The sequence below is a fragment of the Salicibibacter cibi genome, from assembly GCF_016495865.1.
GTDB classification, from domain to species: domain Bacteria; phylum Bacillota; class Bacilli; order Bacillales; family Marinococcaceae; genus Salicibibacter; species Salicibibacter cibi.
The window spans coordinates 2,639,072-2,654,786 of record NZ_CP054706.1 but is presented as its reverse complement, the minus strand read 5'-3'; the positions used below and the strand labels follow the sequence as shown (position 1 = coordinate 2,654,786).

14 protein-coding genes are annotated in these 15,715 nt (G+C 47.5%); 11 read left to right on the top strand and 3 right to left on the bottom strand.

Going from position 1 to position 15,715, the window contains the following annotated elements; genetic code table 11:
• Nucleotides 1-58 precede the first annotated feature (58 nt).
• From HUG20_RS13200 to HUG20_RS13190, 3 genes are all read left to right on the top strand, one after another.
• The gene (locus tag HUG20_RS13200) at nucleotides 59-535 is read left to right on the top strand and encodes a glutathione peroxidase (protein WP_200085123.1); all 477 of its coding nucleotides are present in this window, start codon (nucleotides 59-61) and stop codon (nucleotides 533-535) included.
• Nucleotides 536-796: 261 nt separating this feature from the next.
• Nucleotides 797-1,414, top strand: a complete 618-nt coding sequence (locus HUG20_RS13195; RefSeq protein WP_200085122.1) for an SCO family protein — start codon at nucleotides 797-799, stop codon at nucleotides 1,412-1,414.
• Between the two features lie 325 nt (nucleotides 1,415-1,739).
• Nucleotides 1,740-2,093, top strand: a complete 354-nt coding sequence (locus HUG20_RS13190; protein WP_200085121.1) for a DUF1516 family protein — start codon at nucleotides 1,740-1,742, stop codon at nucleotides 2,091-2,093.
• A gap of 54 nt (nucleotides 2,094-2,147) precedes the next feature.
• On the opposite strand, the gene HUG20_RS13185 is transcribed toward HUG20_RS13190, so the two are convergent.
• From HUG20_RS13185 to HUG20_RS13175, 3 genes are all read right to left on the bottom strand, one after another.
• On the bottom strand, nucleotides 2,148-2,465 hold the full coding sequence (locus tag HUG20_RS13185; protein ID WP_200085120.1) for a hypothetical protein: 318 nt from the start codon (nucleotides 2,463-2,465) through the stop codon (nucleotides 2,148-2,150).
• Nucleotides 2,425-2,712: a TraR/DksA C4-type zinc finger protein gene (locus HUG20_RS13180; protein ID WP_200085119.1), complete on the bottom strand. Its 288-nt coding sequence runs from the start codon at nucleotides 2,710-2,712 to the stop codon at nucleotides 2,425-2,427. Before HUG20_RS13180 ends, HUG20_RS13185 begins: the two co-directional genes overlap by 41 nt.
• Nucleotides 2,713-2,955: 243 nt before the next feature.
• On the bottom strand, nucleotides 2,956-4,380 hold the full coding sequence (locus HUG20_RS13175; RefSeq protein WP_200085118.1) for an aldehyde dehydrogenase family protein: 1,425 nt from the start codon (nucleotides 4,378-4,380) through the stop codon (nucleotides 2,956-2,958).
• A 316-nt stretch (nucleotides 4,381-4,696) separates the two neighbouring features.
• Between HUG20_RS13175 and HUG20_RS20000 the strand changes: the two genes are divergently transcribed.
• The 8 genes from HUG20_RS20000 (at nucleotide 4,697) to HUG20_RS13135 (ending at nucleotide 15,451) form a co-directional block, all read left to right on the top strand.
• A complete protein-coding gene (locus tag HUG20_RS20000; protein ID WP_425504072.1) occupies nucleotides 4,697-5,230 on the top strand; it encodes a DUF2512 family protein in 534 nt (177 codons plus the stop codon).
• A 116-nt stretch (nucleotides 5,231-5,346) separates the two neighbouring features.
• Complete coding sequence (locus HUG20_RS13165; protein ID WP_246476408.1) at nucleotides 5,347-6,831, top strand: TIGR02677 family protein; 1,485 nt, start codon at nucleotides 5,347-5,349, stop codon at nucleotides 6,829-6,831.
• A 46-nt stretch (nucleotides 6,832-6,877) separates the two neighbouring features.
• Nucleotides 6,878-8,026 (top strand): TIGR02678 family protein, encoded by a 1,149-nt coding sequence (locus HUG20_RS13160; RefSeq protein ID WP_200085115.1) that lies wholly within the window; start codon nucleotides 6,878-6,880, stop codon nucleotides 8,024-8,026.
• Nucleotides 8,023-12,144 carry a TIGR02680 family protein gene (locus tag HUG20_RS13155; protein ID WP_200085114.1) on the top strand — a complete coding sequence of 1,374 codons (4,122 nt, stop codon included), beginning with the start codon at nucleotides 8,023-8,025 and terminating at the stop codon, nucleotides 12,142-12,144. Before HUG20_RS13160 ends, HUG20_RS13155 begins: the two co-directional genes overlap by 4 nt.
• Nucleotides 12,145-12,149: 5 nt before the next feature.
• Complete coding sequence (locus HUG20_RS13150; RefSeq protein ID WP_200085113.1) at nucleotides 12,150-12,959, top strand: TIGR02679 domain-containing protein; 810 nt, start codon at nucleotides 12,150-12,152, stop codon at nucleotides 12,957-12,959.
• Nucleotides 12,947-13,414 carry a DUF2399 domain-containing protein gene (locus tag HUG20_RS13145; protein ID WP_200085112.1) on the top strand — a complete coding sequence of 156 codons (468 nt, stop codon included), beginning with the start codon at nucleotides 12,947-12,949 and terminating at the stop codon, nucleotides 13,412-13,414. Before HUG20_RS13150 ends, HUG20_RS13145 begins: the two co-directional genes overlap by 13 nt.
• A 139-nt stretch (nucleotides 13,415-13,553) precedes the next feature.
• The gene (locus HUG20_RS13140) at nucleotides 13,554-13,784 is read left to right on the top strand and encodes a hypothetical protein (RefSeq protein WP_200085111.1); all 231 of its coding nucleotides are present in this window, start codon (nucleotides 13,554-13,556) and stop codon (nucleotides 13,782-13,784) included.
• Nucleotides 13,785-13,915: 131 nt separating this feature from the next.
• Nucleotides 13,916-15,451, top strand: a complete 1,536-nt coding sequence (locus HUG20_RS13135; RefSeq protein ID WP_200085110.1) for an AbgT family transporter — start codon at nucleotides 13,916-13,918, stop codon at nucleotides 15,449-15,451.
• Nucleotides 15,452-15,715 lie beyond the last annotated feature (264 nt).

Sequence of the window (15,715 nt, the reverse complement as noted above, 5' to 3'; positions counted from 1 at the left end):
TTAAACAAATGATTGAATATGGATACGTTCGGGTATAGATGAAAAAGGAGGTTGCGCGATGAGTATTTTTGATGCAAAACTGGAGTTGGTAGGTGAAGGAACGCAAACATTGCAAACGTATGAAGGAAATGTATTGCTTGTTGTAAACACGGCCAGCAAATGCGGATTTGCATCGCAAATGAAACAGTTGCAACATCTCTACGACAGGTACAAAGAGCAAGGCTTCTATGTATTGGGTTTCCCGAACGACCAGTTCATGAATCAGGAACCGTTGGATAGTGAAGAGATCCCCGATTATTTCAAAGAAAAATACGGAGTCACATTCCCAATCTTTAAAAAAACAGCGGTGCGGGGCGAAAACATATCTCCCTTATTTGAACAACTCACAAACGAAACTAGGGGCGTAGGCTCAAATAAAATTAAATGGAATTTCACAAAGTTTCTCATCGGACGTGATGGAACAGTGTTGTATCGGTATTCCCCGAGCACCAACCCGGAAAAAATTGAAATCGACATCAAGGAAGCATTAAAATAATAGGTATTCGCTGTAGGGGAGAAAACCCACAGCGTTTTTTAACCTTGGGTTCGGATAATAGTGCTTGATTTCTTTGGCTAAGGCTTTCTAAAAAATTGTCTAAACTGTCCCATAACGTTCAAACGCCACGAACAAAATTTTGAAAACTTGTCTTTTCACAGACATAGTTGCCAAGCAGTTGCATATTCCTCAAAGTAAAGACCCGTCTACATGATTTATCTATGTTCATATTGTAGGTGGATTCACAAAGGAGGAAGTGCGTTGCGAACAAAAGCAGGGTTGTGGCTATGCGGAGTCGTCATGCTACTGGCAATGGCAGGCTGCGGTTGGTTCGATAATGTCAGCGAAACATCGGCAGTAAATGGGGAAGATCTACAGGAATACGGTTTGGATCTTCATGACTTTTCTTATACGAATCAATCGGATGAGGTCGTTACGAATGAAGATTTAGAAGGAGAGTACACGTTAGTCAACATGATCTTTAGCCGTTGCCCGACGGTTTGTAATTTAATGACCCCGAACATGTCTCAATTACAAAGAGATTTGGCGACCGAGGACATCGATGCAAACCTCGTCTCCTTTACGGTGGATCCGGACTATGATTCACCGGAAGTATTAAAAGAATACGGCGACCACTATGAAGCGGATTATTCCAATTGGGATTTTCTAACCGGCTATAGCCTCGATGAAGTCGAGGATTTTGCGGAAAGCACATTCCACAGTGTTGTCGCTCCGGCAGCCGATGACGAAGATATCGTTCATTCCACCGATATTTTTTTAGTGGACGAAAATAGCCAAGTAATTCAGCGTTATGACGGGCTTGACGTTGACACAGAACCAATCCTGGAGGATTTAAGGCGATTAGCAGGATCCGAATGATAAGTGGAAAAGAACAGGCAAACGATGCTTGTTCTTTTTTGGTGTATATATGCGGATTGTCCGTCCATGAGCCCAGAAATCGGTCGTGTCCGTGCATGTCGGTCGCCATGGAGCGCTCCTGCGTCCTGGAATTCGTCCTGGCTGAGCATTTCAGTCGCCATGGATCACTCATGAGCCATCGTTCTGCCACACGAAGATAAAATATTCATCTGGAGTTCACAAAACGGTGCTATGCTTTTGAATAATAAATGTGTAACATGGAAGTGGAATGGGTATACATTATGGATGCATGCCATTTTTTAACGATTGGAAAGGATGAAAACACATGTATGATATGTTATTCGCGTCCCACCAGGGGTCGTGGGCATTTTTGCCAATTTTGTTTTTGATCGCGTTTTTCTTGTATCGCGCGGGAAAACCGACGGGCGGGAGAATCTTGCGCATTATTCTCGGTATTTTTTATATCATTATGATCGTGTCCGGCGTTGGCCTGCTCTTTGAATTAGGTTTTCCGGCAAATTATATCGTCAAGGGCATTTTAGCAATTTTGCTTATCGGATTTATGGAAATGACCCTCGGAAAAACGAAGCGGGGAGAAGGCGCGGCCGTAGGGTTTACGCTCGTGGTTGTGACACTCGTTATCGTCGTGTTGATGGGCTTTGGTGTCATCGCATTTTAATAAGGGATAAGAAAAGCGGCGCATCGGTCACGGTGCGCCGTTTCATATATTTGTTCATCTTTTTTGGCTTGGCGGTTCTTCGTTTGCTCCATCGCTGTCGTTTTCTTCTTCATCCGGCGTATCCGATGGCGTTTCGGACGTTCCGTGTTCACTAACGGCTTCCCACGTATCCGCTTGGTCGAAGATGGCTTCTTCCTTTTCCTTTTTTTCTTCCAAAACGCCTTCCATTTCATCTTCTTCAACAGGTCGGCGCATCTCTATCCCTGCAGTGGCTTCTTCCGCACGGGCATGCTTGATACAAAGCGTCGTTTCCGGAACGATGTCCAATCGTTCAATAAGGGATCGGCTCCCCGCAAACGTCACAACGGCCATACGTTCCGTTCGCGATTGCTTGCAATGCCTGATAAACGGCATCCAGTTGTTGTTGGGATTGATTGTTCAAGGCGGCGTTCTTTGCTTGATCGTGTAATTCGGTTCCTTGATCTCCCGGGTGATTGCCGGTCTGAGAGAGTTCACCGGTTTCTTCCGGGCGATTGGACTCTTCGGCTTGCGCCTCCAATTCGTTTTTTGTTTGCAATAATCGTTTTTTCAATGTCTGAACTTGATCTTCGCTAGGCATGTTATCCCTCCGTTTAAACTCTTCTGAACGCTCGTCGTTCCGCGTATTCCAGGCATTTTTCACATACAACCACACGGTTGTCGTTTTCATCGTAATAATTGCGCATGTACGGGGTTGTCGTTTTGCAAAAATAGCAGCGTTGTTTTTTAAAAGGGCTCCGTAATTTTCTGAACATAGGACACCTCTATTTCTAACAAAAACTTGCCCGCCCCAAAGGGGACAGGCAAGCTGGATGGTTGGGGTTCACGAAGGCATTCCGAGAACAGCCTTCACTTCGAGGTATTCTTCGATGCCGTAATCGCCCCATTCGCGTCCGACACCGGACTGTTTGTAACCGCCGAACGGTGCGGTAAAGTCCATTTTCGCATTGTTGACGGTAATGCGCCCCGCTTGAATACGGGAAGCGATATCCTGCAGCTTTTCTTCGTCCTCACCGACAACATATCCCTGTAATCCATAGATCGTATCGTTGGCAATGTCGACAGCTTCATCAAGATCATTGTACGTAATCACCGACATTACGGGACCGAAAATTTCTTCCTGAGCAATGACCATGTCATTTTTTACATCGGTAAAAACGGTCGGCTTCACATAATAGCCTTTTTCGAGGCCATCAGGCTTCCCGGTGCCACCTATGACGATTTTCGCGCCTTCTTCGACGCCTTTTTCTATATAGCCTTGGACGCGATCCCATTGTTTTTCTGCGACTAAAGGCCCTATCATGTTTGGGCCATGGGGGTCGCCGACAGGGTAGCCGGGTAATACTTCTTTAACGGCCTCGATGAATTCATCGTGCATGGAATTCGGAACCAAGGTGCGCGTCGCGGCATTACACGCTTGACCTGTGTTCATTACGAGATTTGTCACCGCGGCTTTGGCCGCTTTTTTCGCATCGGCATCTTCGAGAATGACCATCGGAGATTTTCCGCCAAGTTCCAGGGCGACTTTCTTGATCGTCTTGGCCGCATTCTCGGAAACTTTTTGTCCGACGGCACCGGAACCGGTAAAGGAAACAAAATCAATGTCGGGGTGAGAGCTGATGCCATTGCCGATCGTCTCTCCCGTACCGTTGACGAGGTTAAAGACCCCTTTCGGAACACCGGCATCTTCAAAAATTTCCGCTAAAATGACAGCAGCAAAAGGGGTGAGTTCCGCAGGTTTGAGGACAACCGGGCTGCCTGCCGCAAATGCGCTTGCGATTTTGGTTGATGTTTGATTGGTCGGAAAGTTCCAAGGGGTAATCAGACCGCTAACCCCGATTGGTTCTTTTTTGATGAATGTTTCGCCACGTCTTTCTGTGAATTCAAACTCTTTCAGCTGCTGTGCCGTCGTTTCAAAATGCGCGAGCCCCATTTGGTAATGAACATTGTCCGACATACCTACAGGCGAACCCAGTTCTTCGGTGATCGCCGCCACGATGTCTTCCTTTCGTTTCTTGTATTCCTGAGCAATATTTTCAAGAAGTTCAACGCGATATTCTTTCGATGTTGTGGAAAAGGAAGGAAAAGCAGCACGCGCCGCCTTTACGGCACGATCCAAGTCTTCCTGGGTTCCTAGGCTGATTTTCCCGACCGTTTCCTCCGTTGCCGGGTTAATCACATCCATTGTCTCGGACCCGGTGGATTCCACCCACTCTCCATTAATATAGTGCTTGGTATAATTGCGCATTTGATCCACTCCTTTTTTTGGTCGTAGGGATTGTATACCCGTAACGCGATCAAGTAAAACTATACAGGAAAATAACTCAGAAAACAAAAAATTAACAGTGAATTTGGGTGAGGATAAAGAAAAAAACAACGGAAATAAGGCTCTTCACCAAAATCTATGGCTGGCAAACTAGGGGCAATTATGATTGGTAGTGACCGCTACGGAAAAACCCTACGCTTTCCGTGGGCCCCGAGCTCAGCCTCCTCGGAAAAAAAGAAGTTCGCTTTTTTCCTGCGGGGTCTTCGCCCTGCGCTTTCCCAGAAAATCAAGGTGGGACATGATGAAGTACCTTGCAGGGATAGGCATAAAATTCGGGATGATGTTCGTCGGTATAGGGATCGTTTTAGGCGGATTTTCAGGCGTGGCATTTTCGAATGTACTAGCGATAAGTTTGGTATTAACCGTTGTATCGTTTCTGGGGGATGTATTCATTTTGCCGGGGATAAATGATAGAACAGCAATGATCGCTGATTTTTTCCTCGCGTGGGCGGGGGTATGGATCCTTGGACTCTTTTTCATAGAACAACCGATGGCGTTAGGCATTCCATCATTTATTACCGCACTTATTTTACCAGGGGCGAAATTTTCTTTCATATGTATATGCGACGCCAATTTTTTAACCGTCCATCGGCGGATGAAGAAAACCAGTCCACGGCTCCGCCTGAACCTGATAATGAGCGACAACCGCGCGCTTCGGCAAGAGATTTGCAAACCGAGTATGGGGAAGATATGTACGCGAAACTGTCGGCCAAAGATCCAAAGAACAAAAAGCAGCAGTGAAAAAACGGAAACGAAACCCTCCCTGTTTTGAGCAAGGAGCATTCGTTTCGATTACGTTGGCCGGTGTTGTATATCCGACGATATTCTATTTGTTTTGCGTACATGTTACAATAAATGATAGAAACCAGATCGAGGAGGCGCTCCGCCGTGCAACACAGTGTGAAGAAGCGCGTGAGAGAAGCGACGTATCTTGCCGCCGAAAAGGCTTCGAGTTATCGGACCATTTTACGTTATTGCTATATTCAACACGAACGCATGAGGCAGTTTTTGTTTGCAGAAGAGATTCACGCCCATTTGCAAGAGGATGCGACTTTTGAAGAATATTCGCTAGAAGAGTTACAGCAAGATCTCGAGCAATTGGTGAAATGGGGAAATTTGTCGACCCAGCAGGAGACTGGCAAAGTCAATACGGTCGAGGAATTTAAAAAGAAGCGTTTTCGTTACCAATGCACCCCCTATACGGTTGAATTTGAGCGCATGATGCTACGCATGGAACAACAAGGCGATCAATTTGGCGGATCGCTTGAACGCTCGCAGTTTGAACGTCTCTATCAAGGGTTGGTCAGGATTGACGATATCGTTCGCTCCGACAACAACGAAACGGATGAAGAATGCGCCCAGCTTTGGGACGATGTCATGATGTATATTCGCCAAATCACCCAAAACACGTCGGATTATTTTGCTTACATAGATAGTGAGAATGCGAATGAGCGTATGCAAACGGAGGCGTTTCTGCTTTATAAAGACCAGTTCACGACCTATCTGCGTGATTTTATTATTTCCCTGCAAAGAACGGCTCTGCAGATTCAGGATCTGCTTCGCATCCTCGACGGGAATACGATGGAGAGCTTCTTCAACAGTGTCATTCGCCACAAAGGGCAAGTCTTTCGTTTTGAAGAGTCGGAGCAGGAAAACCCGTATCTTGAATATCGCGAGAAGTGGGGGAATCTTGCTGCTTGGTTTTTAGGATCATCCCAGTACGAAAGCGAATTTGACAAGCTGCAAGAACGGACAAATGAAACGATCCGCCGGGTGACACGAACGGTGCAGCGCCTCGGCGAGCGCAACCAACATTTTCAAAGCCGGAGGCAAGATTACTTGCATTTGGCCGAATGGTTTGACAGCATATCGGACATTAACGAAGCACACAAGCTCTCATCGGTGGCGTTCGGCGTCTTCCACACAAAACATTTGCTTGCCGATCCATCGTTAACCGAAGACATCTATACAGACGTGTGGCACGCGCCGGCAAGTGTTCATGAAACCGTTCCGCGCATCGTGAACTACGGAGAAAAAACGAAAGCGGGCGCTGTTGTTGAACACCGAGAAGCGAAAGAACAGCAGCTTCGCGAGCATTTGCAGCAACGGCAACGGGAACAAGAAATTCTGGAATACTACGTGCAAGGCAATCAAATTCAGCTCAGTCACCTTTCATTCGTGGAAACGCCGGTGCGGAAGTTATTTTTAGCGTGGATTTCAAAAGCGATGGTGCAAACGGACCGGCAAGTGAAAACGGAGTTCGGCCAGGATGTGAAAGTGCATGTACATCCGGGAGCTAAAACGACCCTGAGCAGTGAAGACGGCGAGCTGGAATTGCCGGATGTGACGTTTGAATTTGTGGGGAGCGGCTAGAGTCGGAGGTGCCAGATTATCTGGACCGAGAAGGGAGCGACCGACCATGGAATTCGATGAAAAAGCAACGGACGCGCTCGCGCTTTTGTTTGAGCGCTTTTGGATTGTTCGGGCCAAAGACCCTGATGCTTACCAGTTGATTCGTGAGCGGGAACACGCGCTGAAGCGCTACGTTGCCGATAAATTCGGGTTTGACCTCATCATCCACCAACATTTTATCAAGCTTGAGAAAATTCCGGTTGAACCAAAAGCGTGGATGGGGATTCAAGCTTTTAAGGAGCCGATGGATTACGGGATTTTTTGTTGCGGATTGGCATTTACCGAACGACGCGCCGTTGACGAGCAGTTTTTGCTTTCCGATTTGGCCGAAGACATCGCCGAGATGTATCCCGGTACGTTGCCCCTTGATTGGACGATGTATCGGCATCGCAAAGCGCTCGTGCGTGCGTTGAAAATGATGGTGGAGCTGTCGATTATTAAAACGGTGGACGGCGATGTCGATCAGTTTACCCATAATGAAGATGAGGATGTGCTCTATGAAGTAACCGTATATGCTCGTTATTTCATGCGCGCGTATTCGGATGATTTGTTTCGCTTTCAGTCTATCGGAGACCTTCTCGACAGCGAATGGGAACGTCACACCGATGATGAACGCCGGAAGCGGGTATACCGGAAATTGATGCTGTCACCGGTCGTTTACCGGGAATCGGAATCAGACCTTGATTTTGCTTACTTGCGTAATTACCGAAACCGGCTGCGTGACGATTTCGAAGCGCATACCCCTTTTTCATTGGAGTTGTATAAAAACGCGGCAATGCTCGTCATTCATGAACGAAAACAACGCTATACCTTGTTTCCCGATCAGAAAGGCATTATGGATGTCCTTTTACATATGGCATCCGAGATTAGATCGGAACTCGATCGTTACGAGGTGACGGAATTAGGCGAGATCCGTCTGCCTCTCCCTGAAGTTGAGCAACTGGCGGAGAAGTTGCAGACGAAGGTTGGGCACGGGTGGAGCAAGCATTACCGGGAGGCGACGTCGCGGGCGATTACCCAAGACCTCATTGACACGCTCGAAAGTTGGGAAATGGCTTACGTGGAAGATGAAACCGGTATCCTCGTGTTGCAATCAGGGTTTGGACGGATGTACGGGATTTATCCCCGGGATTACGATAAGGAGGCATCCACATGAGTGCGGAAAATAAGTGGCAAATGAATCGGGCAGGTCTTTTGAATTTTTGGTATTACGATGAGGAAATGTTTGATTTTGAAGACGGCAAGCTTTTGCTCCGCGGCAGCAACGGCTCGGGAAAATCGGTGACGATGCAAAGCTTTCTGCCGGTGCTGCTCGATGGCCGCAAGTCGCCGGACCGTTTGGATCCGTTCGGTTCCCGGGCGCGGCGAATGGAAGATTACTTGCTTGGCGAGCAGGAAGTCGTTGATCGGGATGAACGGACCGGTTATTTATTTATTGAATATAAACGGGCGAATAGCGATCAATATGTCACGACAGGCATCGGTCTGCAGGCAAAGCGCCATAAGCAAATGAAATTCTGGGGGTTTGTCATCACCGATAACCGCCGTATCGGTGAAGATTTTTTTCTGTATAAAAAGGAAAAGGAGAAAAAAATTCCTCTTTCCCGAGTGGAATTGGAACATCGAATGGCTGACGGCGGTACGGTTGTGCAAACGCAACATGAATATATGAAACTCGTCAATCGTCATGTGTTTGGCTTTTCAACGCTCGATGCTTATGAAGAATTGATTAAGCTTTTAATTCAAATCCGCAGTCCGAAACTTTCTAAAGATTATCGACCGACGGCGATCTATGAAATACTGGAAGCGGCTTTGCCTCCGCTTACGGATGAAGATTTACGCCATTTGTCGGACACGATTGAACAGATGGACCAGACGAAGCAACAAATGGAACAACTCGATCGGGAGCAGGAAGCGTTAGGCAAGTTGAACAAAGCCTATGACCGTTACAATCAACGGTTGCTTGCTGACCAAGTGGATGAATATCAAAAAGCGGATAAACGTCTGGTCAATGATGAAAAACGTTTAGCGGAGATGCAAGAACGCCAGCGGACCCTCCTTGCAGAGATTTCCGGTTTGGAAGAAGAGATCGAACAGCTTGGCCTTGAACAAGATACGCTCGTCAAACATGAAGAACGCCTAAGCTCCCATGAAGTGTGGGACATGGAAAAGGAACTGGGTGCTGAGCGCGAGCGCGAAAAAAACCAGCAACAAAAAGTCGAAGCGCTTGAGGCGAAACAAGAAAACAAAGAACGGCAAGAATTTGATACGAAGACCCGCATTCGAGAGGTAGAGGCAGAGGCCGAGCGCGTCCATCAAGACGTGCAGGATCAATTGGAAAAACTGGAAATGCTCGCGGATGAAGCAGCTTTTTCGGGTCATACGCAAAACGCCGACGACTATAAGAAGACAGCGGACGAGGCGTTTGCGTTTATGCTGTGGGAAAAAGAAGCCAAAAAGCACGAGCGCTTGCTCGCAGACGGTGAAGAAACGTTGCGTGCGTTTTCCGATTTAAAAGAAAAGGTGATGGCGCAGAAAAAAGAGTTGGATGAGGAACAGCAACACCTCGAACAAGTCCGCCATGAAGAACGGGAGTGGACACGGACCTTCGATGAAGAAAAAGAAAAACAAGCCGAAGCGATTCGAGCTTGGCTGGAAGCATCGGAACTGTTGAAGGATAGCGGGGAATCGGCCTTTCAGCAATCCACGCGCATGATTTACCAACTGTACGCCGACAGCAATTACGAGGATGTGCGCGCCCCTTTTCGCGCGTTAACCGATCAATTTGTCAGCAAACAAAAAACAATCATCGCTAAACGCGACGTCGAGATTGGGGAGCTCGACAAGCAGAAAGCAGAACTTGAAGAAGAATTACACACTTGGAAAACGAAGAAAGATCCTGAGCCTGACACACAAAAAGCAACGATCGAAGCGCGCCGACACTTGAAAGACAAGGGCATTGCCTTTGAATCTTTGTATGCGTCCGTTGAATTTTTGGAAGATGTGCCGGAGGATACGCGCGTTCGAATTGAATCCGCGCTCATTGATGCCGGCCTGTTAGATGCGCTCGTGACCGATGGGAACGATTTCAGCCTGACCTATGACCGTGTGCTCATGCCGCAACCGAAAATGATGGTACCGACCCTTGCCGATTACCTTCGGCCGGAGTTGCCTGACGAAAGCCGACTGAGGGCTGAAACGATTGATGATGCGCTCCGAAGTATCATGATTGGCAGCGAGAGCGAAGGAGAGGCCACGTTTGATCTTGATGGCAGTTATCGAATTGGGCTCTTGAAAGGGCATGCCCAGCCTCTGGAACGGGTGCGTTTTGTTGGTCGCACCGCCCGTGCAAAGTATCGCGAGGAACAAATCGAACGTCTGCAGGAAGAGATTACGGGTGTAGAATCGACCCGTGCGCACGTTCAACAAATAAAGAATGGCGCAGAGGAAAAAATGAAGGCTTTGGAATCCAACTTGCAAACATTTCCGGATGACAGCGACCTGCGGGAAATTTGGCGGCAATTGGAGGCAACACGAGCCAACCTTAGCCACTTGAATCAACGGGTGGAACGTTTAGTGGAAACCTCAAAGCATTTGGACCGGGAATTAAGAGAGAAAAAGATGGAGGTTGGGGAAAAGACAAAGGATGTCGAACTTCAGGCAGATTGGAAAACTTACCGCCATGCCAAAGAAGACATGACCGCCTACACGCAAGACCTCCTCACGCTTCAACGTTTGCATGACCAAAAGCAACGAACGACAGAACGGTTGACGGAGCTCAGCGAGCGGCTTGAGGAATTAAAAGAAGATGTCGATGAGTTAAAAGGGGAGTACAATCACGAAAATGCTGAACTTAGCGGCATTCGCCTGAACATCGAACAACTGGAAAAGCAACTGGCCTCCGCCGGCGTCCAAGACCTTCGAGAAGAAATTCAACGTGTGCAAAAGCGTTTGCAGGAAGTGCGCGAGGGGCTGGACGAGAAAAAACAAACTGTACCCGCCAAGCGCGTCCATGCTGAAAATGGTGATAAAGAGATCCAGGACAAAGAACGGGCAATTGCGTTCACCCGTCAGTTGCGTAACCTGTGGCATGCGACCGTTGAGAAGGAGTGGAAGCGCGGCTTTGTTTTTGGAGAGGATGGCCCGCAATCTTTCAGCGACCTTGTATCGGAAACGATGAAGCAATACGGGGCGTTCGTGAAAGACCAAAATGCTGCCGCGTTTGAACGGCATTTGACGAACCAGTTTCACGAACAGCAAACGGATCTGATGGAATATCGCATGAAAGATTATACGGTCTCGGAAAATCTCCCCGAAGAGCTGGAAGCGTATCAATCCGAAGAAGAACAAATGATGCTCCGGACGTGGGAAACGAAATCGGAACGGCGCATGATCGAATTGTACATGCGCGGCCAATCCGTCAGCCCATATGCCGTTGCTGCCTATGTAAACGAAGAGCAGGAACGCCAACAAGATATATTAAACGAAGCGGATAAAGAGTTGTACGAAGAAATTTTATTTAAATCCGTCGGAATGAAGCTGCGCAGCCGCATTCGCCGCGCTGAAATGTGGACGAAAGAAATGAACAAAATCATGGGCAGCCGCAACATCTCTTCCGGGCTGACCTTTTCGATCAAATGGAAACCACGCACGGCGGAGTCGGAAGATGAGATGGATACCCGGGATCTTGTACACCATTTAAAGCAAGATGCAAAGCTGCTGAAAGACGAAGATTTGGAACGGATAACGACCCATTTTCGTTCAAAGATTGCCCGTGCAAAACAGCTGATTCAAGACGAAGGGGACGGAGAGACACTTTTGCAAGTCTTAAAAGAAGTCCTCGACTACCGAAAATGGTTTTCGTTCAAGATTTATTTTCAACGTACGAACGAGCCGGTACGTGAACTTTCCAATAACCAGTTTTATAAATTCAGCGGGGGCGAAAAAGCATTGGCCATGTATATTCCGCTTTTGACTGCTTGCTATTCTCGCTATCAAGAAGCGTCCCCGCAAGCGCCTTACATTATTTCCTTGGACGAAGCCTTTGCAGGCGTGGATGAGAATAATATTCGGGAAATGTTTGAAGTCGTGGAACAACTCGGATTTGATTACATTATGAATTCACAGGTGCTTTGGGGCGACTATGATACGGTACCGTCCCTTTCGATCTATGAATTATTGCGCGCGAAGAACGCCGATTACGTGACGACGATCCATTATCGTTGGAACGGAGAGAAGATCGCAATGCAAATGCCCGAACCGGTTGAGGTGTGAGAAAGATGTTGGATGAAGCATTAGCCTATTTTCAAGGAAAGAGCGGTTTTCGACGGCTCTTTCCTCTTTTTCGCAAAAAAATGGAATCACTCGGGCGCGTGGGGGGATCTGTCGATATTACAGATTTCAAAGACACAGAGCTTGAGGAGATTGCTGTTTTTTTTGGCAGTACGAAAGAGGTTCTTTTACAAAAAAAGAAGATCTATTTGCTTCGCTTTGAAAAGAAACTGGGTGAGACACGCTTTGCCGGTGTAGGTGTCCGCGCGTTGTTGGAAGGTTACTTTAATGAAAAAATCGTTTCCAAAAAAGAAACCCACGAACAAAAACGAGAGTCGGAAGAACGAACGCTCGTGCATTGGGGAGCGCAATATCCGGATCTCACACACTGGTTCGATTATTTGCGCACGCGTGGTCCGGATACCTATTGGGTATACCGGTTGCTTGAAAGCGGAAGGTTAGCCGAGCTAGTGCCAGTTCTCCATGATGCGGTTCGAAACCTTACCGAGGAGCCGATCCGATTGCCGGTGTTTAGCCAGAAGGTGAGCGGGGATCCGCACACTTTTGACATGAACCAAGATGCCGGCAAGCTTTTGATGCACGTATTGCAGATTAAAAGCGGGTGTCCTCCTATCAATGGGAGTGAAGAGGCGACAAGACTTCTGGAATCTTTTTATATCCTTCGGGATGATATTACAAACAATGTCACGGTGGCGAATCTGCTGGCGGATGTTGGAGAAACAGTACACCCTTTATGGCAGGCAGCTGTGGATACACAATCCGTGCTCAATATCCCTTACGCGAATTGCAACGGATAACTGATGTTTATCCGGCAATCGCCGATCGGGTATGGATCGTGGAAAATTCCGGCGTGTATTCAAGTCTCTTAGATTCTGTTCCCAACGCACCTCTCATTTGCACACACGGGCAATTCAAGTTAGCGGCATTGCAATTGATGGATATGCTCGTCGATTCCAACGTCACGCTTGTTTATGCCGGTGATATCGACCCCGAAGGAGTAGCGATGGCAGACCGTTTGCTTGCTCGTTATCCTTATGGCGCTAAGTTATGGCGGATGGATGTTTCGTCTTATCATCAGTCGCTATCGGATAATCATATGGAAGCGGAACGCTTGGCCAAGCTTTTGAATGTAACCAATGAAGCACTGCTGCCGGTCGTACGCGAAATGAAAGAGGAGGGAAAAGCCGGATATCAGGAAGGGCTATTGTCGCTGTTGGCGGAGGATTTGCACCAAGGGTTGGTGGGGAAATAAAAAGGACTAAAATTTCATTGGAAAGGGAACGAATATTCTATATAATAGATAATAGAGAGATACAATGCGCTAAAAATAATCGAAAGAGAGGGGACGGCATGAGTGAAGAACGCATGGATCGTATCGAGAGACATATCAAATGGTCGGCGAGAATAATAAAATCAGCAAGGAATTGATCACGCGAATGGATGGGATGGAAATCGAATTTGCAGAAGAAAGGCAATTGAGCCGACAGCGCCATGCAGAATCTAAGCAACTGCATAAAGTGTTGAAGGAATCAAGAAGCCAAAATGTCGACATCAGTTATTTGCGTGATAAAGTCGCAGAGCACGATATGGAAATTCATAGGCTAAAGGTGGCTGTTCATTAATATCGGGACTTGCTGATTTCAATGCGCACGATTGAAATCAGCTTTTTGTTGTTCCCCATACATAGAAAGGCCCATTTGAGTGACAATACCAAAAAAAGGGTCTTTTTTTATCCCGAAGAAGGGGAATTGGTATGGCAGAAACAGCAAAACGAAAAGGGTTTTTCCAACGTTTTCTCGATTTTATCGAAAGAACTGGCAACAGGCTGCCCCATCCGGTCACATTATTCGCGATTTTAGCGATTATCGTCATGATCATTTCCGCGATTGTCGCCGGTTTTGATATCAGCGTGGAAGATCCCGCGGAACCCGGTGAAACGCTTGAAGTCTTGAATTTGCTCTCCGCGGAAGGGATTGAGTACATATTTACGAGCATGGTCGATAATTTCATCGGCTTTGCGCCGCTCGGTGTCGTGCTGGCAACGATGCTCGGGATCGGGGTATGCGAACAGAGCGGTCTTATCAGCGCCTGCTTGCGCGGGTTTGTCCTTGCTATTCCCAAACGCTTAATTACAGCTGGTTTAGTGTTCGCGGCCATTATGTCCAGCGTCGCTTCCGATGCAGGTTACGTCGTCCTTCCGCCGCTGGGCGCACTCATCTATTCAGCACTCAATCGCCATCCCCTTGCAGGGTTGGCGACGGCATTTGCCGGTGTATCCGGCGGCTTCAGTGCCAATTTATTGCTGTCGGCAACTGACCCTATGCTTGCCGAACTCACACGGGGCGCAGCTGCAACGATTGATCCGCAATACGCGGAAACGATGAACATCGCGATGAACTATTGGTTTATTATCGCGTCAACTTTTTTATTAACAATTGTTGGCACGTGGGTTTCGGAAAAAATTGTAGAGCCGCGGCTTGGCGTCTGGGATGGGGGATTTAGCGGGGAACTGGAACAGATCAGCGCTACGGAAAAAAGAGGCATTACATGGGCGGTCGTATCTGTATTGATTGCGGCCGGGGCCATGAGCCTGCTCGTCGTGCCGGAATGGGGGCCGATGCGTGGGGATGGCCCGCAGCCTATCGTCGAGTCCCCCTTTATGGAATCACTTGTCGTTGTTTTGCTTATTTTATTTTTCATCCCCGGGCTCGTCTACGGCATTGTGACAAAAGAAACGCGAAGCGATGCAGACGTCGTCAAGCAAATGTCCGATACCATGTCTTCTATGGCAATGTTTATCGTGCTTGCTTTTACCGCAGGCCAATTTATCGCTTACTTTGACGAAACAAATCTGGGATTGATTCTCGGCATTTACGGCGGTGAACTCCTGAATAATTTCGATATCGGTGGCTTCCCGGTCCTTATCGGGTTCCTCTTGCTTACGGCGTTTATTAACCTATTCGTCGGCAGTGCATCGGCAAAGTGGGCAATGTTAGCTCCGGTTTTCGTCCCGATCATGATGCAGGTCGGCTATTCACCGGAGCTAACCCAATCGACGTATCGTGTGGCGGACTCGACAACGAATATCATCACTCCGCTCATGACGTATTTTGCCGTGATTATTGCCTTCGCTCAGCAATACGACAAGAAAATGGGCATCGGAACGCTCATTTCCGTGATGTTGCCATTCTCGATATTTTTCTTGATCGCCTGGTCTCTTCTCTTGTTCGTATGGGTATTTTTCGGATGGGATCTTGGACCGAATTCGCCGATCTATTATAATCCGTAAAGGTCAGATTATCTCCTTTGGTTGGTATTGCTGATGCAATACGTGCCGGCTTCATGTGCTCCGGCCGCTAATAATTCCTTCTCCAGTTCCTGATCTTTCTCGATCGGAGCAGAAGGTACAATTGAATAAGTACAATATCGGCAATCTCCCCATACGGATAATTTCCACTTTTCCCTTTAAGTAATAGGAAAAGGGAATCAGTTCAAGGTCAAAAGGCTCAAAATCCCATCTTATAAAAATTACAAAAAGATTACATTTATCGTG